Below are 17,747 nucleotides of genomic sequence, written 5' to 3'. Positions count from 1 at the left end.
ATCCCGGGGCGTGACCTCGGGGCGGGCGAGGCCGGGTAATCCGTTCGAAGGAACCTGGGACCGGGGGTGCGCTGGGGCGCACCCCCGGTTCGTTGTACGGGGACGTGAACGAGAAGCACAGTGAGGGAAAGCGCAGCGCCCGTGAGCGGCTGCAGGAACAGCGCCAGAAGGACGCCGCCCGCGCCAAGCGGAAACGGGCGATGATCGCGGGGCTGGCGGTGGTGGGGGTGCTGGGGACCGGCGCCGGGGTCGCGGCGGTGATCGCGAACACGGGCGGGGGGAAGAAGGACGAGGCGGCGGGCCCGCCGCTGCCGCCGCAGGGGGCGCTCGGCAAGGACGGCTCCACCATCCCGGTCGGCAAGAAGGCCGCCAAGGCCACCCTCACCGTCTACGAGGACTTCCGCTGCCCCGCCTGCGGCCTGTTCGAGAACGCGTACCGGGACACCGTGCGCGACCTGGAGCAGGAGGGCAAGCTCAAGACCGAGTACCACATCGTCACCCTCATCGACCGGAACCTGGGCGGTACGGGCTCGCTCCGGGCCGCCAACGCGGCGGCGTGCGCGCAGGACGTCGGCAAGTTCGCGGCGTTCCACGACGTCCTCTACAAGAACCAGCCGCCCGAGACGAAGGACGCCTTCGCCGAGACCTCCCGGCTGTACGAGCTCGCCGGGCAGGTCCCGGGGCTGAACACCCCCGGCTTCCAGAAGTGCGTGGACGACGGCATGCACGACAGCTGGGTGAAGCAGGCGCACGAGGCGTTCCGCAAGGGCGCCTACAAGGCGACGCCGACCGTGCTGCTCAACGGGAAGAGCGTCTACGGGGACCCCGCGCATCCGCTGACTCCGGCGAAGCTGCGGGAGATGACGGTGGCGGCCGCCAAGAAGAAGCACTGAGGCGACGGGCCGGGGGCCTGTGCCGCGTGCGGGGCACGGGGCCCGTTACGCAGCTGTTGTCCCGGGTGGGTTGCCGGTCGCGCGCCCCGGCAGGGTAGCGTCGGTGGTGCCATGAATCTCGCATACATTCCCAGCCCGTCGACCGGCGTCCTCCACCTGGGGCCGGTCCCGCTGCGCGGCTATGCCTTCTGCATCATCATCGGCGTCTTCGCCGCCGTCTGGCTCGGCAACCGACGCTGGGTCGCGCGCGGCGGCCGGGTCGGGACCGTCGCCGACATCGCCGTCTGGGCCGTGCCCTTCGGCCTCGTCGGCGGCCGGCTCTACCACGTGATCACCGACTACGAGCTGTACTTCGGCGAGGGCCGGGACTGGGTCGACTCCTTCAAGATCTGGGAGGGCGGCCTCGGCATCTGGGGCGCGGTGGCGCTGGGCGCGGTCGGCGCCTGGATCGGCTGCCGCCGACGCGGCATCCCGCTGCCCGCCTGGGCCGACGCCGTCGCCCCCGGCATCGCTGTGGCCCAGGCGATCGGCCGGTGGGGCAACTGGTTCAACCAGGAGCTCTACGGGAAGCCGACCGATCTGCCGTGGGCGCTGAAGATCGACGCGGATCCGGCGATCGGACGGGTCGCCGGTACGTACCATCCGACGTTCCTGTACGAGTCGCTGTGGTGCCTCGGGGTCGCCGCCCTGGTGATCTGGGCCGACCGGCGGTTCAAGCTGGGGCATGGGCGGGCGTTCGCCCTGTATGTCGCCGCTTACACGGTGGGGCGCTTCTGGACGGAGTACCTGCGGGTGGACGACGCGCATCATGTGCTGGGGCTGCGGCTCAATGGGTGGACGTCGATCGTGGTGTTCCTGGCGGCGGTGGTGTACATCGTCGTGTCCTCGAAGAAGGTCCCTGGGCGGGAGGCCGTGGTAGAGCCGGGGGCGGTCGAGTCCGCTCAGGAGACGGAGGACGTTTCTCCGGCGGAGCCGGTGGATGCGCCGAAGCCTGTGGATGAGCCGAAGCCGGCGGACGGGCCGAAGCCGGCCAAGAAGCTCTAGCGCTGCGCTGGGGCGGGATGGGGGGTTGCCCCTGTCCCGCCCTTTCGCCGTTTCCTGGGGCTGCGCCCCAGACCCCCTTGTTCGCGGCTTCGCCGCTCGTCCTCAAACGCCGGACGGGCTTGATTTCGCGCCCGGGCGCACATTTCAGCCCGTCCGGCGTTTGAGGACAACCGCGCGGAGCGCGGTTTCGGGGGTGCGGGGGCCGGCCCCCGCAAGAAACGGTGAAAGGGCGGGACAGGGGCTAGGCAACAAACCCCCAGGTCAGCGAGGTAAGTTCGGCCTTCCTTGCTAGCGCGGACATGCCATCCGCGCGTACCTTCGAATCCGTAGGGATCAGGGCGCAAGGCCCGCCCCCCCCGGCGAAGGAGCAACTCACCATGGCCGTCCTCGACACCGCCGCCGCCACGCACATAGCCCACCGCGACAACCACACGCACCGCGATGTGAACGGCGGCTGGCTGCGCCCGGCCGTGTTCGGGGCGATGGACGGTCTCGTGTCGAACCTCGCGCTGCTGACGGGTGTCGCGGGCGGGGCGGCCTCGTCGAAGACGCTGGTGATCACGGGGCTCGCCGGTCTCGCGGCGGGCGCGTTCTCGATGGCGGTGGGGGAGTACACCTCCGTCGCGTCGCAGCGCGAGCTGGTCCTCGCGGAGCTGGATATCGAGCGGCGTGAGCTGCGGAAGCACCCGACCGACGAGCTGGAGGAGCTGGCCGCGCTCTACGAGTCGCGCGGTGTGGAGCCGGCGCTGGCGCGGGAGGTGGCGCGGCAGCTGTCGAAGGACCCGGAGCAGGCGCTGGAGATCCACGCCCGCGAGGAGCTGGGCATCGACCCGTCCGACCTGCCCTCGCCGATGACGGCGGCGCTCGCCTCGTTCGGTTCGTTCGCGCTGGGCGCGCTGCTGCCCGTCCTCCCGTACCTGCTGGGCGCCACGCAGCTGTGGCCCGCGGTGCTGCTGGCGCTGCTGGGGCTGTTCGCGTGCGGTGCGGTCGTCGCGCGGGTGACGGCGCGCAGCTGGTGGTTCAGCGGGCTGCGGCAGCTGCTGCTGGGCGGGGCGGCGGCCGGTGTGACGTATCTCCTGGGTATTGCCTTCGGGACCGCTGTCGGGTGATGCTCTATGCGGGTCACCGCATAACGAACGAGCGTCACGAGCTGGTTTCCGCGCGGTTTCAACCCTTCGACAACAGGGCACATCTTCACAAGCGCCCGTGGGCAGTGCGGCCCGCGTCGAGTGCGCCCCACCCTCGTGGATCCTTCCGGGTCCCCGTAGATCTCCGTGAATCTCGTGCTTGTTGTCCACATAGTGGAATCCACCTTCCACTGTGCGAGAAGCGGGTCATCATGTAACCTGCACCAAATTTCGCGGAGGGCCAGCGTCGTCCCTCGGCACATGCACCGCCATGAATGCCAAGACGACGGGAGCGCCGATGCGTTCTGCATCCCACCCCGCTCAGCAGGGGATGTACGACCCCCGCCATGAGCACGACGCCTGTGGCGTCGGCTTTGTCGCGACACTGACCGGCGAGGCGAGCCACGCCCTGGTGGAACAGGCGCTCACCGTCCTGCGCAACCTGGAGCACCGCGGCGCCACCGGCTCCGAGCCGGACTCGGGTGACGGCGCCGGCATCCTCCTCCAGGTCCCGGACGCCTTTCTCCGCGAGGCAGTGGACTTCGCCCTCCCGGAGCAGGGCGCGTACGCCGTCGGGATCGCGTTCCTGCCCGCCGACGGGGAGGGTGCCGTCTCGCGCGTCGAGACGATCGCCGCCATCGCCGCCGAGGAAGGGCTGACCGTCCTCGGCTGGCGCACCGTCCCCGTCGCCCCCGAGCTGCTGGGCAGCACCGCTCGCGCCACCATGCCGGAGTTCCGGCAGCTGTTCGTCGCGGACGCGGACGGGGAGAGCGCCGGAATCGCCCTGGACCGCAAGGCGTTCGTGCTGCGCAAGCGCGCCGAGCGCGAGGCCGGCGTCTACTTCCCGTCGCTCTCCGCCCGCACGATCGTCTACAAGGGCATGCTGACCACCGGCCAGTTGGAGCCCTTCTTCCCGGACCTGTCCGACCGCCGGTTCGCCACGGCCATCGCGCTGGTCCACTCCCGCTTCTCCACCAACACCTTCCCCAGCTGGCCGCTCGCCCACCCGTACCGGTTCGTCGCCCACAACGGTGAGATCAACACCGTCAACGGCAACCGCAACTGGATGCGCGCCCGCGAATCGCAGCTCGCGTCCGGGCTGTTCGGGTCGACGGAGAGCCTGGAGCGGACGTTCCCCGTCTGCACCCCCGACGCGTCCGACTCCGCCTCCTTCGACGAGGTGCTGGAGCTCCTGCACCTGGGCGGGCGTTCGCTGCCGCACAGCGTGCTGATGATGATCCCCGAGGCATGGGAGCACCACGCTTCCATGGACCCGGCCCGGCGCGCCTTCTACCAGTACCACTCCACGCTGATGGAGCCGTGGGACGGCCCGGCCTGTGTCACCTTCACCGACGGCACCCTCGTCGGCGCTGTTCTCGACCGCAACGGGCTGCGTCCCGGCCGGTACTGGGTCACCGACGACGGGCTGGTCGTCCTCTCCTCCGAGGTCGGCGTCCTCGACATCGACCCCGCCCGGGTCGTCCGCAAGGGCCGGCTCCAGCCGGGGAAGATGTTCCTGGTCGACACGGCCGGGCACCGCATCATCGAGGACGACGAGATCAAGGCCGGCCTCGCCGCCGAGCAGCCGTACAAGGAGTGGCTGGAGGCCGGGCTCATCGAGCTCAAGGACCTCCCCGAGCGCGAGCACATCGTGCACACCCACGCCTCCGTCACCCGCCGCCAGCAGACCTTCGGCTACACCGAGGAGGAACTGCGCGTCATCCTCGCGCCGATGGCCAACGCCGGTGCGGAGCCGATCGGTTCGATGGGCACGGACTCGCCGATCGCCGCGCTCTCCGAGCGGCCGAGGCTGCTGTTCGACTACTTCACCCAGCTGTTCGCGCAGGTCACCAACCCGCCGCTGGACGCCATCCGGGAAGAACTGGTCACGTCGCTGGTCTCCTCCCTCGGCCCGCAGGGCAACCTGCTGGAGCCGACGGCCGCGTCCTGCCGCAGCGTCACCCTGCCGTTCCCGGTCATCGACAACGACGAGCTCGCCAAGCTCATCCACATCAACGCCGACGGCGACCTGCCCGGACTCAAGGCCGCCACCCTCTCCGGCCTGTACCGGGTCTCCGGCGGCGGCGAGGCGCTGGCCGCGCGGCTGGAGGCGATGTGCGCGGAGGCCGACGCGGCCATCGCGGGCGGCGCCCGGCTGATCGTCCTCTCCGACCGGCACTCCGACGCCGAACACGCCCCCATCCCGTCGCTGCTGCTCACCTCGACCATCCACCACCACCTCATCCGCACCAAGCAGCGCACCCAGGTGGGCCTGCTGGTCGAGGCCGGGGACGTCCGCGAGGTGCACCACGTCGCGCTGCTCATCGGTTACGGCGCGGCGGCCGTCAACCCCTACCTCGCCATGGAGTCCGTCGAGGACCTGGTCAGGGCCGGGACGTTCCTCAGCGGCATCGCGCCCGAGGACGCCATCCGCAACCTCATCAAGGCGCTGGGGAAGGGCGTGCTGAAGGTGATGTCCAAGATGGGCATCTCCACCGTCGCCTCCTACCGCGGCGCCCAGGTCTTCGAGGCCGTCGGGCTCGACGAGGCGTTCGTCGACACGTACTTCCACGGCACGCCCACCAAGATCGGCGGCGTGGGCCTGGACGTCGTCGCCCGCGAGGTCGCCGCCCGGCACGCCAAGGCGTACCCCGCCACCGGCATCGCCGCCACCCACCGGCGGCTGGAGATCGGCGGCGAGTACCAGTGGCGGCGGGAGGGCGAGCCGCACCTGTTCGACCCCGACACCGTCTTCCGGCTCCAGCACGCCACCCGCACCCGGCGCTACGACATCTTCAAGCAGTACACCGGGCGTGTGAACGAGCAGTCGGAGCGGCTGATGACGCTCCGCGGGCTGTTCGCGTTCGCGAGCGACCGGAAGCCCGTCCCGCTGGACGAGGTCGAGCCGGTGAGCGAGATCGTCAAGCGGTTCTCGACCGGCGCGATGTCGTACGGGTCCATCTCGCAGGAGGCGCACGAGACGCTCGCCATCGCCATGAACCGGCTGGGCGGCAAGTCCAACACCGGTGAGGGCGGCGAGGACCCGGAGCGGCTGTACGACCCGGCGCGGCGCAGCGCCATCAAGCAGGTCGCGTCCGGGCGTTTCGGGGTGACCAGCGAATACCTGGTCAACGCCGACGACATCCAGATCAAGATGGCGCAGGGCGCCAAGCCCGGCGAGGGCGGCCAGCTGCCCGGCCACAAGGTCTACCCGTGGGTCGCCAAGACGCGGCACTCCACGCCGGGCGTCGGGCTCATCTCCCCGCCGCCGCACCACGACATCTACTCCATCGAGGACCTCGCCCAGCTCATCCACGACCTGAAGAACGCCAACCCGGCCGCCCGCATCCATGTGAAGCTGGTGTCGGAGGTGGGGGTCGGGACGGTCGCGGCGGGTGTGTCCAAGGCGCATGCCGATGTCGTCCTGATCTCCGGGCACGACGGGGGTACGGGCGCCTCGCCGCTGACCTCGCTGAAGCACGCGGGCGGCCCCTGGGAGCTCGGCCTCGCGGAAGCCCAGCAGACGCTGCTGCTCAACGGGTTGCGGGACCGCATCGTCGTCCAGGCAGACGGGCAGCTCAAGACCGGCCGGGACGTGGTGATCGCCGCGCTGCTCGGGGCGGAGGAGTTCGGCTTCGCGACCGCGCCGCTCGTCGTCTCCGGGTGCGTGATGATGCGCGTCTGCCACCTGGACACCTGCCCGGTCGGCATCGCCACGCAGAACCCGGTGCTGCGCGAACGGTTCGCCGGCAAGGCCGAGTTCGTCGTCAACTTCTTCGAGTTCATCGCGGAGGAGGTGCGGGAGCTGCTGGCGGAGCTGGGCTTCCGCAGCCTTGAGGAGGCCGTCGGGCACGCCGAACTCCTCGACACCGGGCGGGCCGTGGACCACTGGAAGGCGCAGGGGCTGGACCTGGCCCCGCTGTTCCACGTCCCCGAGCTGCCCGCCGGCGCCGTCCGGCACCACGCCGTCGCCCAGGACCACGGGCTGGCCAAGGCGCTCGACAACCAGCTGATCAAGCTGGCCGCCGACGCGCTCGACACGGTGGGCGCGGAGGAGGCGCAGCCGGTGCGTGCCCAGGTGCCCGTCCGCAACATCAACCGGACCGTCGGCACCATGCTCGGCCACGAGGTCACCAAGCGGTACGGCGGCGCCGGGCTGCCCGACGACACCATCGACATCACGTTCACCGGCTCGGCCGGGCAGTCGTTCGGCGCCTTCCTGCCGCGCGGCATCACCCTGCGGCTGGAGGGTGACGCCAACGACTACGTCGGCAAGGGCCTGTCGGGCGGCCGCATCGTCGTCCGGCCGGACCGGGCCGCCGACCACCTCGCCGAGTTCTCCACCATCGCCGGCAACACGCTCGCCTACGGCGCCACGGGTGGCGAGATGTTCCTGCGGGGCGCGGTCGGCGAGCGGTTCTGCGTCCGCAACTCGGGCGCGGTGGTCGTGTCGGAGGGCGTCGGCGACCACGGCTGCGAGTACATGACCGGCGGCCGGGCCGTCGTCCTCGGACCGACGGGACGGAACTTCGCGGCCGGTATGTCCGGTGGCGTCGCCTACGTCGTTGACCTGGACCCGCACAACGTCAACAAGGAGCTGACGGGCGCCGTCGGGCTTCTTGACGACGCCGACGCGCGGTGGCTGCACGGTGTGGTGCGCCGCCACCAGGAGGAGACGGGGTCCACCGTGGCGGCCGGCCTCCTCGCCGACTGGGACGCGGCGGTGGCGCGCTTCCGCAAGGTCGTCCCGCCCACGTACCAGGCAGTGCTCGCCGCCAAGGACGCCGCCGAGCGAGCCGGTCTCTCCGAGACCGAGACCCACGAGAAGATGATGGAGGCGGCGACCCATGGCTGACCCGAAGGGCTTCCTGACCACCGGGCGCGAGGTCGCCCGCACCCGTCCCGTCGAGGAGCGCGTCCGCGACTGGAACGAGGTGTACGTTCCGGGGGCGTTGCTGCCGGTCATTTCGAAGCAGGCCGGCCGCTGCATGGACTGCGGCATCCCGTTCTGCCACAACGGCTGTCCGCTGGGGAACCTCATCCCCGAGTGGAACGACTACGCGTGGCGGGGCGACTGGCGGGCGGCGAGCGAGCGCCTGCACGCTACTAATAACTTCCCCGAGTTCACGGGTCGTCTGTGCCCGGCGCCGTGCGAGTCGGCGTGCGTGCTGGGCATCAACCAGGATCCCGTCACCATCAAGAACGTCGAGGTGACGATCGTCGACAAGGCGTGGGAGGCCGGTGACGTCACCCCGCAGCCGCCGGAGCGGTTGTCGGGCAAGACGGTCGCCGTCATCGGCTCGGGCCCGGCCGGCCTCGCGGCGGCGCAGCAGTTGACCCGGGCGGGTCATACGGTGGCGGTGTACGAGCGCGCGGACCGGATCGGGGGGCTGCTGCGGTACGGCATCCCCGAGTTCAAGATGGAGAAGCGGCACATCAACCGGCGCATCGAGCAGATGCGGGCGGAAGGGACGAAGTTCCGCACTGAGGTCGAGATCGGCCGTGACGTCGATGCCGCGAAGCTGCGGGGGCGGTACGACGCGGTGGTCGTGGCGGCGGGTGCGACGACGTCGCGCGATCTTCCGGTGCCGGGACGGGAGTTGCGCGGGATCCACTTCGCGATGGAGTACCTGCCGGTCGCCAACAAGGTGCAGGAGGGCGACTACGTGGCGCCCACCATCTCGGCTGAGGGCAAGCACGTGGTGGTGATCGGTGGCGGTGACACGGGTGCGGACTGTGTCGGGACGGCCCACCGGCAGGGCGCTGCGTCGGTCACTCAGCTGGAGATCATGCCGCGGCCGGGGGAGGAGCGGTCGGTTGGCCAGCCGTGGCCGACGTTCCCGATGCTGTACAAGGTCACCTCGGCGCACGAGGAGGGCGGCGAGCGGGTGTACTCCGTCTCCACGACCCACTTCGAGGGCGACGAGGAGGGGCGTGTGCAGTGGCTGCACCTGGTGGAGGTGGAGTTCCGGGACGGCAAGCCGGAGCAGAAGCCGGGGACGGAGCGGCGGATTCCGGCGCAGTTGGTGACGCTGGCGATGGGCTTCACCGGCACGGACCGTGCCAACGGTCTCGTGGAGCAGTTGGGGCTGGAGCTGGACGCGCGCGGGAACGTGGCGCGGGACGAGTCGTACGCGACGAACGTGCCGGGTGTTTTCGTGGCGGGTGACGCGGGGCGCGGCCAGTCGCTGATCGTCTGGGCGATCGCGGAGGGCCGCTCGGCGGCACGTGCCGTCGACCGCTACCTGACGGGGGCGAGCACCCTGCCGGCACCGATCCGGCCTACGGACCGGGCGCTGGCGGTCTGAGGCGCTGGTTGTCGGTTGGTTCTCGTGACGTCCGTGCTCCCGATGTCGGCCGGGGGCACGGACGTCGCGTTCACGTCGAGTTGACGGCGGGGCGTGGCCGAAAGGGGTGCCGGCGCTTGGCGCCGGTGAGGGCGCGATGGTCGTATCGCATGCACATGCAACCGATCAACGGCTCTCATGGGAGGCACGACATGCGACGGCTGACGACAGCGGCCACGGTCTTCGTCCTGGCGGCGATCGGCCTGACGGGCACGGCGGGGGTGGCGGACGCGGCGCCGGTCTCCGCCGGCGCGGAGTGCCCGACGGGCTGGGGCAGCACGGACAAGTCGTCGGAGGGACACGAGTACCGCGCGCTGAAGAACATCCGTACCGGCAGCCACGCGTGTTACGACCGCATCGTCTTCGACCTGGGCAGCGCGGCGCCCGGGCTGGGGTACCGGGTCGGGTACGTGGACGAGTTCCACCAAGACGGCTCGGGCGACCTGATACCGGTCAAGGGCGGCGCCATCCTGCAGGTTTTCATCAACGCCCCGAGCTACGACCCGAACACGGGCCAGCGCACCTACCCTGGCCGCGGCCGCCAGCCCCTGCCGGGTGTGGACCTCACTGGCTACCGCACCTTCCAGGACACGAAGTTCGGCGCGAGTTTTGAGGGGCAGACTCAGGTGGCTGTGGGGGTACGGGCTCGACTGCCGTTCCGGGCGGAGCAGGTGGGGGACAAGTTGGTGGTGGATGTGGCGCATAGCTGGTGAGGTGGGGTGGGGCGCGGCGTGATGGGTGGTATGTCGGCTTCGTCGGACTCTCGGGAAGTGAAGGAAAACCCGGGTCGGCGCGGATAAAACCGCAGGTGGCGAAGTATGGTCCCCGCGCGTGCGGGGGTGGTCCCTTGGCCATGACGACCATGGCCATGTGCTCAAGGTGGTCCCCGCGTGCTCACCTGCGGTCGCGGGGCTCGGGGTTAGCCAGTGATCCCAAGCCCGCCCAGCTCAGTTCGTCAACTTCCGTCTTCCTGGCGGCGATCGGACAGGAGCAGGGCGAGGGGCCCGGCGGGGAGGAGGAATCGGCCTTCCTGGGCGGCGGCGACGGCCTCGGCCATGGGCCACCAGGACAGTTTGAAGTCTTGCTCGGTGGGAGTGAGCTGTTGCGGCCCGAGGGTCAGGCCGCGGGCTTCGAAGAGATGGACGCGGGCGGTGGACTCCAGGGTGATGGCGTACGCGCCGAGCGAGTGCCATCGCCGGGCGGTGATGCCGGCTTCCTCTTGGAGTTCGCGGCGCGCGCACTCCTCGGGGCTCTCGCCGTCTTCGCGTCGTCCGCCGGGCAGGAAGAGGTGCTCGCCGCCGTGGTGGGGGAAGTCGGCGCTGAGGATGGCGACGAGGCCCTGATCGTCGCGGGCCACCACTACGGCGGCGTCGCGGGCCGGGCCTCGTCGGTGCTCGTCGTCGCTCATGGCGCGGAGCTTAGTGGGGGCGTCTACCTCACCACGGCCGTGTAGGGGACATTCATCACTACGGGGTGGGCGATGCCGCGGCCGTGGTATCCGTCGTCGCCGTAGGCGTCCCCGTGGTCGGAGCACAGGATGATCAGCCACCGCTGCTTCTCAGTGAGCTCGGTGATCAGCCGGCCGAGGTGTGCGTCGGCGTAGGCCAGCGCGGCGCGCTGGGACCGCATGTCGTCGTCGCTACGGTCGAGGTAGTGCCCGTGCGGGACGTGCGTGGCGGAGACGTTGAGGAACAGGAACAGCGGGCGGCTGGCGTGCTTGCTGGCGACGGCGAGAGCGTGGTCGACTTGGTGGCGTGTGGAGTCTGGCTCCGGGGAGCAGAACTCCGGGCGCCAGTGGTCCTCGTCGAACATCGCGGGCAGGACGCTGCCGAGTGGGGTTTCCCGCGAGAAGTAGGTCACTCCGCCGATGCACACCGTGCTGTAGCCGTGCTGGGCGACCCCGGCGAGGAGGTTGGGCGCGTCGAAGACGAACGTGCCCGGATCGATGGTCTTGAACGCGGGAGGCCGGCACTCCCACAAGCGGGGCGGCTGCTTGGGCTGCGGCAGCTTGGGCAGGAAGCCGGAGAAGAAGGCCATGTGGGCGGGCAGGGTGAACGAGCCGGGCGTGTGGCGGCGTTCCCAGCCGGAGGTGGGGAGGAGCGCGGTCAGGTGCGGGGTCTGGCCCATCTCGTGGGCTGTGCGCGCGACGTCGTAGCGCAGGGAGTCCAGGGTGACGAACAGGATGTTCGTGCCGGTGTCGATGACCTGGGCGGCGTTGATCACTGCCCGGCTCCTTCCTGGCCGGAGTACGGCTTGAGGCATCCGCGCGCCTGGTCGTTGACCGGCCGGGGGACCTGATCGTCGGCGATCATCTGCCGGATCCGGGCCAGGCCGGCTTCCTCCGCCAAGGGCTCACCGTGCCGGTCGAAGAGCATGATGGCGACGGTTTCGACTCCGCCCGCCGACGTGGTGGTGACCATCGCCCCCGGTGCGCCGCCGAGTTCTTTCATGGCGGCCAGCAGGCCAACACGGTCCGCGTGGTGCAGGTCGTGGATGGTGCAGGCGAAGTGCTGGGCGTTCATCACCCCGCGGCACAGGCGGCGGTGGAAGAGGAGGCTGGTGGGGTTGCCGTCGTGGGCGACGGCGATGCGGGCGGCACGCGTGGCGACGACGAGGCAGGCGCCGACCCACCAGGCGACGCCTTCGTGGATCTCGTCCGGGTAGCGGCCGGCCGCACCACCGTCGCGGATCACCGTCTCGGGGTCGATCGGGTTAAGCACGGTCGGCCTCCAGGTGGGCGGTGATCCGCTCGGCCAGTTCGGCCGGGGTCTTGCCGTCGGTGTCCACGAGGACGGCTGTGGGGTCCGCTGCGGCGACTGCGGCGAAGTTCTTCATGAGGGTCTCCAGCCGGCCGGGCACTGAGAGAAGCTCGGTGTCGTCCGGCGTCGGCGCCCCGTCCTTGCTCTTGGTGGTGAGGCGTTCCCGTAAAGCGGCCTCGGAGCAGCGCAGGTAGAACGTGTGGTCGGGGGTTTCGAGGTAGGCGCGGAAGGGCTCCAGCATTCGCCGCACGTCGTCCAGGGGGATGGAGTGGACGGCGGCGTGGCAGGCGGTCACGGAGGAGGCGTAGCGGTCGGCGACGACCGGGCCGTGCCGACGGTAGGCGCGGATGGCGTCGGAGGCGTGCAGGAGACCGGAGAGGTAGAAGGCGAGCTGCGGGAGCGGGCGCAGTCGCGCGTTGATGGTCGGGGACCAGTCGCCGTGGGGGCGGGGCAGGGTGTGGAGGGTGCTGGCTGCGATGCGTTCGGCGACCAGGGCGGTGATCGTGGACTTGCCGATGCCGGAGACGCCCTCCAGGACGATGAAGGGCCCGTGGTTGCGGTCGTGAGAGGTGGGGGCGTAGGCGGGTGGCGGGGTCATAGGGTCCCCTCGGTGAAGGCGGCGATGTGGCGGGCGACCGCTGCGGCGAGCCGAGCGGGATCGTTCAGCAGATCCTTGATGTCCTTGCGGAGGTCGCCGCGTAGGAGGCAGGGCTGAAGTCCGCCGTCGTGGTCCAGGCGCAAGGCCCAGAAGCCCTCGACGCACTGGGAGCGCAGCGGGCAGGTGCCGCACTGACCGACGTGGTAGCGGCCGAGGTTGCGGTGGATGACGTCGACTTCGATGCCGTCGACGCGGAAGACGCGCCGGCCTTGACCCACTCCGGCGATCTCGGTGTGCTCCTCGGCGGTCAGGGTCCGCAGGTAGGCGATGATGTCGTCCGCCGGCACGGCGGAGTCGGCACGCTCGGCGTTGAAGTCGGTGCCGACCAACTCGATGAACTGCACCGGCATGCGCCGGGCAAGGGCGAAGTCGAGGTTCGGGCGGACCTCGTGGGCGTTGTCCTTGAGCAGTAGGCAGTTCAGCTCGACACGGTCGAAGGTCTCGCTTGCCGCCTCGATGCCGTCGAGGACGGCGGCGATGCCGAGGCGGGTCGCGGCGATGGCCCGGAAGGACTCGTCGGAGAAGTAGTGCAGGGAGACCTTCACCTTGTCCAAGGGCGTGTCGGCGAGCCACGCCTGGCTGGCGCGGACGCGGGTGCCGTTGGTGATGAGGGTGTAGGACGTCTCCGGGTTTGGGGCGGGGAGTTGTTGGAGCACGGGCCGTGCCAGGGGGGAGGTGAGTGGCTCACCGCCGGTGAAGTACACCCGCTTCAGGCCCGCTTCCATCAGCGTGGTGATGGTGGTGACGTAGTGCTCCGCGCACAGGGAGCGGGGGCGCTGCTTCTTGGTGGGGCTGTTCCGGGCCACCCCGGGCGGGATGTCACCTTCGTCATGGCAGAACCAGCAGGCGATGTTGCAGGCGGGGCCGAAGGAGACGCGCAGTTGGCCCCGCAGGGCGGCGAAGCTGCGCAGGGCGGTCCAGTCGGTGATGGGAGAGGGAGCTGGTGGGGCGAGGGTGAGCGGCACTTCCATGGCAACCTCCGGGTGGGTGATGTGTGGTCACCTGTGCGGGTGGTGCGGTAGGTGCGTGGCGCCTGATGTGGAGTGCGAAATGCGGTCGGCCTGCTCGGTCGGCGGGGCAAGGCTGGTAGGTCACACCGGCAACCGAGTGACCTATGCCACAGCATAGCGTGGCCTAGGTCGATACAGGCAAGATTGAGGAGTGGCCTAGTACGCTCAACTGGCCTAGGTCATACCTTCGTTCGGAGGCCGCCATGACGACCACCTCGCACGAACCAGCCGACCCCCGCCACCCCTACATGCGCCTCGCCGCCGACCTTCGCCGCCGCATCCTCGATGGCGACCTGCCCGAAGGCAGCAAACTCCCCAACCACCGCGTCCTCGCCACCGAGCACGGCGTCGCCGTCGCCACCTTGCAAAAGGCCCTCGGTCAGCTCCAAGTCGAGGGCTACATCCGCACCAGCCAGCGCGGCACCTTCATCGCCAACGCGCCGCGGGCCGGCTCCTCCGGCTACGACCGCATCACCCGCGTCCTGCGAACCGGCAGCGTCCTCGGCGAAGGCGAGAGCGTCATCGTCACCGACGCCACCCTCACCGTCCCACCCCTGTACGTCGCCGACCTCTTCGACCTCGACGAAGGCGACCAGGTCGTACGCCGTCAGTGGCACACCGGTCGAGGCCACCAGCGGCTCATGCTCGCGGTGACCTGGTACCCGGCCGAATTCGCCGCCGCTGTTCCCGAGCTGCTCTCCACCGCCCCCAGCAAGGCCCCCGGGCTACTTCCCCGCATCATCGAAGCCACCGGCCGCCGCCCCGTCGAAGGGCGGGACGACATGCATGCCCGGGACGCCGACGCACGTGAAGCCGACTTCCTCGGCCTCAAGACCGGCACTCCGATCCTCGCCGGAGCCCACCGGCTCTGGGACGCGGAGGGGATCATCGAGTACGGGGAATGGTGCCTGCCGTACCGGCATGTAATCGGCTACGAATACCGGTTCGACGCCGCCCCGGAAGGCGCCTGAGTGGTCCCGCGCGAGTGGGGCCCGTAGCTATGGCTGGGGTAACCATCGTGCAATCATGTCCCCGCATACGTGAGGTGGTCCCGGGGCTTCGACAATCCAGGTGGACTGGCGGGGCGGGGCGCACCCCTACGTGATGTCGTTGAGCATCCCCGAGCGGTATACGGACCATTCTTCGGCGTCGTACCGCAGGTCCGGGCGGTGGGGGTTCTTGGAGTCGCGGACGGCGACGCCGCGATGATGACAGGCGCGGCGCCGCTCTCGCCTCGTTGGACGTGAAAACGATCAGGGCGATGATCAGGAAGTCCCTCGGTTCGCCGCTTTCGGCGGACGAGCGGAGCGCGGTCAACGACGACCTGAAGGGCCACCTCGGGCTGCTGATGCCGATCGTCGCCGGGGCGCACCCCGAGCTGGTCGCCTCGGTCGGGCGCCGGCTGGAATACGAGCCGCCGGACGCGTACCGGTACCCGCAATGCGCCCGGCAGTGGGGCGAGGAATCCGCCCGAACCGCCGACCAGCTGCTCGGGCTCGCCCTTGCCGACGAAGACGCCGAGCATCGGCACGCCGGAGTGGAAGCGCGGCCGCACCTGCCGTCGCGGGGAACGTAATCCAGGCGCGTAAACCGCAGCTGTGCCGAAGTGCGGTGTACTCATGCGGCGCGCGGGAGGCCGGCGGGCGCCCGAGCGCTCGCACGTTCAGGTGACGGGCATTGATCAGACGGTCATATCCCTTGCGCCGCACCCTATGCAGGACGCATGGATGAACTCCCCACACCCGACGGCCGACCGGCCGTCACCCGCCGACAGTTCGCCGTCGCCGCCGGCGCGACCACCGCCGCCGTCGCCGCGCTCGGCGTGCCCGCCGCCGCTCCGGCGGAAGCCGCGCCCGCCAAGTCCACCGCCGACTGGGAAACCTGCGTGGAAGTGGCGAGAGCCCTGCTCGTGGTCGACGAGCACGATCGGCCGCTGGTGCCCGAGTACAAGAAGATCCTCGACGACGGGCTGCCGCGCACCGGCAAGAAGGCGGGTCGGAAGGTGCTCGTCGTGGGCGCCGGGCCGGCCGGGCTCGTGGCGGCCTGGCTGTTGAAGCGGGCCGGGCATCGGGTGACGTTGCTGGAGGCCAACGGGAACCGGGTCGGCGGGCGGATCAAGACGTTCCGGAAGGGTGGGCACGAGCACGCGGTGCAGCCGTTCGCGGATCCCCGGCAGTACGCGGAGGCCGGGGCCATGCGGATTCCCGGCAGTCATCCGCTGGTGATGAGCCTGATCGACGGGCTCGGGGTGAAGCGGCGGCCGTTCTACCTCGTGGACGTGGACGGGCAGGGCAAGCCCGTCAATCATGCTTGGTTGCACGTCAACGGGGTGCGGGTGCGGCGCGCCGACTACGTCAAGGATCCTCGGAAGGTCAACCGGTCGTTCGGCGTTCCGCAGGAGTTGTGGGATACGCCGTCGTCCACGATCCTGCGACGCGTCCTCGATCCCGTGCGCGACGAGTTCAGCACGGCCGGCGCCGACGGCAAGCGCGTCGACAAGCCGATGCCCGAGCGGGTGAAGGGGTGGGCCCGGGTCGTCCAGAAGTACGGCGACTGGTCGATGTACCGCTTCCTCACGGAGGAAGCCGGTTTCGACGAGCGGACGCTCGATCTCGTCGGGACGCTGGAGAACCTCACGTCCCGGCTGCCGCTGTCGTTCGTGCACAGCTTCATCAGCCAGTCGCTGATCAGCCCGGACACCGCGTTCTGGGAGCTGGTCGGCGGGACGGCGTCGCTGCCGGACGCGCTGCTGAAGAAGGTGGACGACGTGCTGCGGTTCGACCGGCGGGCGACGCGCGTCGAGTACTGGTCGCCGGATCGGGCGGGCGCCGACCGGGCGACGCACGTCCGCGAAGGCGGGCCGCACGTGTGGATCGACACCGTGTCCGAGGGCCGGGACGGCAAGGTCGTCCGCGAGCAGTTCACCGGCGACCTCGCGATCGTCACCGTGCCGTTCACCGGGCTGCGGCACGTGCAGGTCAGCCCGCTGATGTCGTACGGCAAGCGGCGTGCGGTGACCGAACTGCACTACGACAGCGCCACCAAGGTGCTGCTCGAATTCAGCCGCCGGTGGTGGGAGTTCACCGAGGAGGACTGGAAGCGGGAGCTGGAGGCCGTCCAGCCGGGGCTGTACGCCAAGTACCGGGACGGCAAGGCGCCCGCCGACGGCAGTCTCCTCGGCACCCACCCCTCGGTCCCGCACGGCCACATCAGCCAGGCACAGCGCGCCCACTACGCCGCCAACTACTGGGAAGGGCGCGACCAGCCGGAAGCGGCGCACATCGTCGGCGGGGGCTCGATCTCCGACAACCCCAACCGATTCATGATCAACCCCTCCCACCCCGTACCCGGCAGCGAGGGCGGCGTCGTCCTCGCCGTCTACTGCTGGGCCGACGACGCCTCGCGCTGGGACTCCCTCGACGACGAGGCCCGCTACCCGCACGCCCTCTGCGGGCTGCAACAGGTCTACGGGCAGCGCGTCGAGGTCTTCTACACCGGCGCCGGCCGCACCCAGAGCTGGCTGCGCGACCCCTACGCGTACGGCGAGGCGTCCGTCCTCCTGCCCGGCCAGCACACCGAACTCCTCGGCGCCATCCGGGAACCCGAGGGTCCGCTGCACTTCGCGGGCGACCACACGTCCGTCAAACCGTCCTGGATCGAGGGCGCCGTCGAATCCGGCGTCCGGGCGGCGCTGGAGGCGCATCTCGCCTGAGAGGGCACCCCGCCTGAGAGGGCACCCCGCTTGAGACGGGCACCCCGCTTGAGGCGGGCCGCGGGCGGCCGGGCGGCGGCTGGGGTCATGGCGGGCCTCTGCCGTCCGCAACCCGCTTGAAGTGCGTTCTTGAGGAGCACCGTCCTCCGCCCGCCTCGCGGCCCACGGCGCGGAGGTCGCCCTTCTCGCCGACGACC

14 protein-coding genes and 1 pseudogene are annotated in these 17,747 nt (G+C 70.4%); 9 read left to right on the top strand and 6 right to left on the bottom strand.

Annotated elements, in window-relative coordinates:
- Positions 1–104: 104 nt before the first annotated feature.
- The 6 genes from ACQEVS_RS08145 (at position 105) to ACQEVS_RS08120 (ending at position 10,124) form a co-directional block, all read left to right on the top strand.
- Entirely contained in the window at positions 105–893 is a 789-nt protein-coding gene (locus tag ACQEVS_RS08145) for a thioredoxin domain-containing protein (RefSeq protein ID WP_433017245.1), read from the top strand.
- Positions 894–1,004: 111 nt separating this feature from the next.
- Entirely contained in the window at positions 1,005–1,937 is a 933-nt protein-coding gene (gene lgt, locus ACQEVS_RS08140; protein WP_433017242.1) for a prolipoprotein diacylglyceryl transferase, read from the top strand.
- 377 nt (positions 1,938–2,314) lie between these two features.
- Complete coding sequence (locus ACQEVS_RS08135) at positions 2,315–3,046, top strand: VIT1/CCC1 transporter family protein (RefSeq protein WP_351510991.1); 732 nt, start codon at positions 2,315–2,317, stop codon at positions 3,044–3,046.
- Between the two features lie 316 nt (positions 3,047–3,362).
- On the top strand, positions 3,363–7,919 hold the full coding sequence (gltB, locus tag ACQEVS_RS08130; protein WP_433017238.1) for a glutamate synthase large subunit: 4,557 nt from the start codon (positions 3,363–3,365) through the stop codon (positions 7,917–7,919).
- Positions 7,912–9,372 carry a glutamate synthase subunit beta gene (locus tag ACQEVS_RS08125; protein WP_433017235.1) on the top strand — a complete coding sequence of 487 codons (1,461 nt, stop codon included), beginning with the start codon at positions 7,912–7,914 and terminating at the stop codon, positions 9,370–9,372. Before gltB ends, ACQEVS_RS08125 begins: the two co-directional genes overlap by 8 nt.
- A gap of 191 nt (positions 9,373–9,563) precedes the next feature.
- Complete coding sequence (locus ACQEVS_RS08120) at positions 9,564–10,124, top strand: AMIN-like domain-containing (lipo)protein (protein WP_433027371.1); 561 nt, start codon at positions 9,564–9,566, stop codon at positions 10,122–10,124.
- A 242-nt stretch (positions 10,125–10,366) separates the two neighbouring features.
- Here the strand turns inward: ACQEVS_RS08120 and ACQEVS_RS08115 are convergent, their stop codons facing one another.
- Genes ACQEVS_RS08115 through ACQEVS_RS08095 form a run of 5 tightly spaced genes read right to left on the bottom strand, consistent with a single transcriptional unit; the run spans position 10,367 to position 13,799 of the window.
- A complete protein-coding gene (locus tag ACQEVS_RS08115; RefSeq protein ID WP_433017232.1) occupies positions 10,367–10,819 on the bottom strand; it encodes an NUDIX hydrolase in 453 nt (150 codons plus the stop codon).
- Between the two features lie 23 nt (positions 10,820–10,842).
- Positions 10,843–11,634, bottom strand: a complete 792-nt coding sequence (locus tag ACQEVS_RS08110; protein ID WP_433017229.1) for an STM4013/SEN3800 family hydrolase — start codon at positions 11,632–11,634, stop codon at positions 10,843–10,845.
- A complete protein-coding gene (locus ACQEVS_RS08105) occupies positions 11,631–12,131 on the bottom strand; it encodes a hypothetical protein (protein ID WP_433017226.1) in 501 nt (166 codons plus the stop codon). The genes ACQEVS_RS08110 and ACQEVS_RS08105 overlap by 4 nt, the downstream gene beginning before the upstream one ends.
- Entirely contained in the window at positions 12,124–12,768 is a 645-nt protein-coding gene (locus ACQEVS_RS08100) for a dTMP kinase (protein WP_433017223.1), read from the bottom strand. The genes ACQEVS_RS08105 and ACQEVS_RS08100 overlap by 8 nt, the downstream gene beginning before the upstream one ends.
- The gene (locus tag ACQEVS_RS08095; protein WP_433017220.1) at positions 12,765–13,799 is read right to left on the bottom strand and encodes a radical SAM protein; all 1,035 of its coding nucleotides are present in this window, start codon (positions 13,797–13,799) and stop codon (positions 12,765–12,767) included. Before ACQEVS_RS08095 ends, ACQEVS_RS08100 begins: the two co-directional genes overlap by 4 nt.
- A gap of 242 nt (positions 13,800–14,041) precedes the next feature.
- On the opposite strand from ACQEVS_RS08095, the gene ACQEVS_RS08090 reads away from it, so the two are divergent.
- A complete protein-coding gene (locus ACQEVS_RS08090; RefSeq protein WP_433017217.1) occupies positions 14,042–14,809 on the top strand; it encodes a GntR family transcriptional regulator in 768 nt (255 codons plus the stop codon).
- Positions 14,810–14,935: 126 nt separating this feature from the next.
- Here ACQEVS_RS08090 and ACQEVS_RS08085 read toward each other — a convergent pair.
- Positions 14,936–15,040, bottom strand: a pseudogene (locus ACQEVS_RS08085) (DUF397 domain-containing protein); the annotation flags it as partial.
- Between the two features lie 59 nt (positions 15,041–15,099).
- Between ACQEVS_RS08085 and ACQEVS_RS08080 the strand changes: the two are divergent.
- Positions 15,100–15,414: a hypothetical protein gene (locus ACQEVS_RS08080; RefSeq protein WP_433017214.1), complete on the top strand. Its 315-nt coding sequence runs from the start codon at positions 15,100–15,102 to the stop codon at positions 15,412–15,414.
- A 147-nt stretch (positions 15,415–15,561) separates the two neighbouring features.
- A complete protein-coding gene (locus ACQEVS_RS08075) occupies positions 15,562–17,550 on the top strand; it encodes a flavin monoamine oxidase family protein (protein WP_433017211.1) in 1,989 nt (662 codons plus the stop codon).
- Positions 17,551–17,747 lie beyond the last annotated feature (197 nt).

It is taken from the genome of Streptomyces sp. CA-181903 (genome assembly GCF_050937075.1).
Taxonomy (GTDB): Bacteria; Actinomycetota; Actinomycetes; order Streptomycetales; family Streptomycetaceae; genus Streptomyces.
The sequence above is the reverse complement of the archived record's forward strand: the minus strand, read 5'-3'. Positions and strand labels throughout refer to the sequence as shown.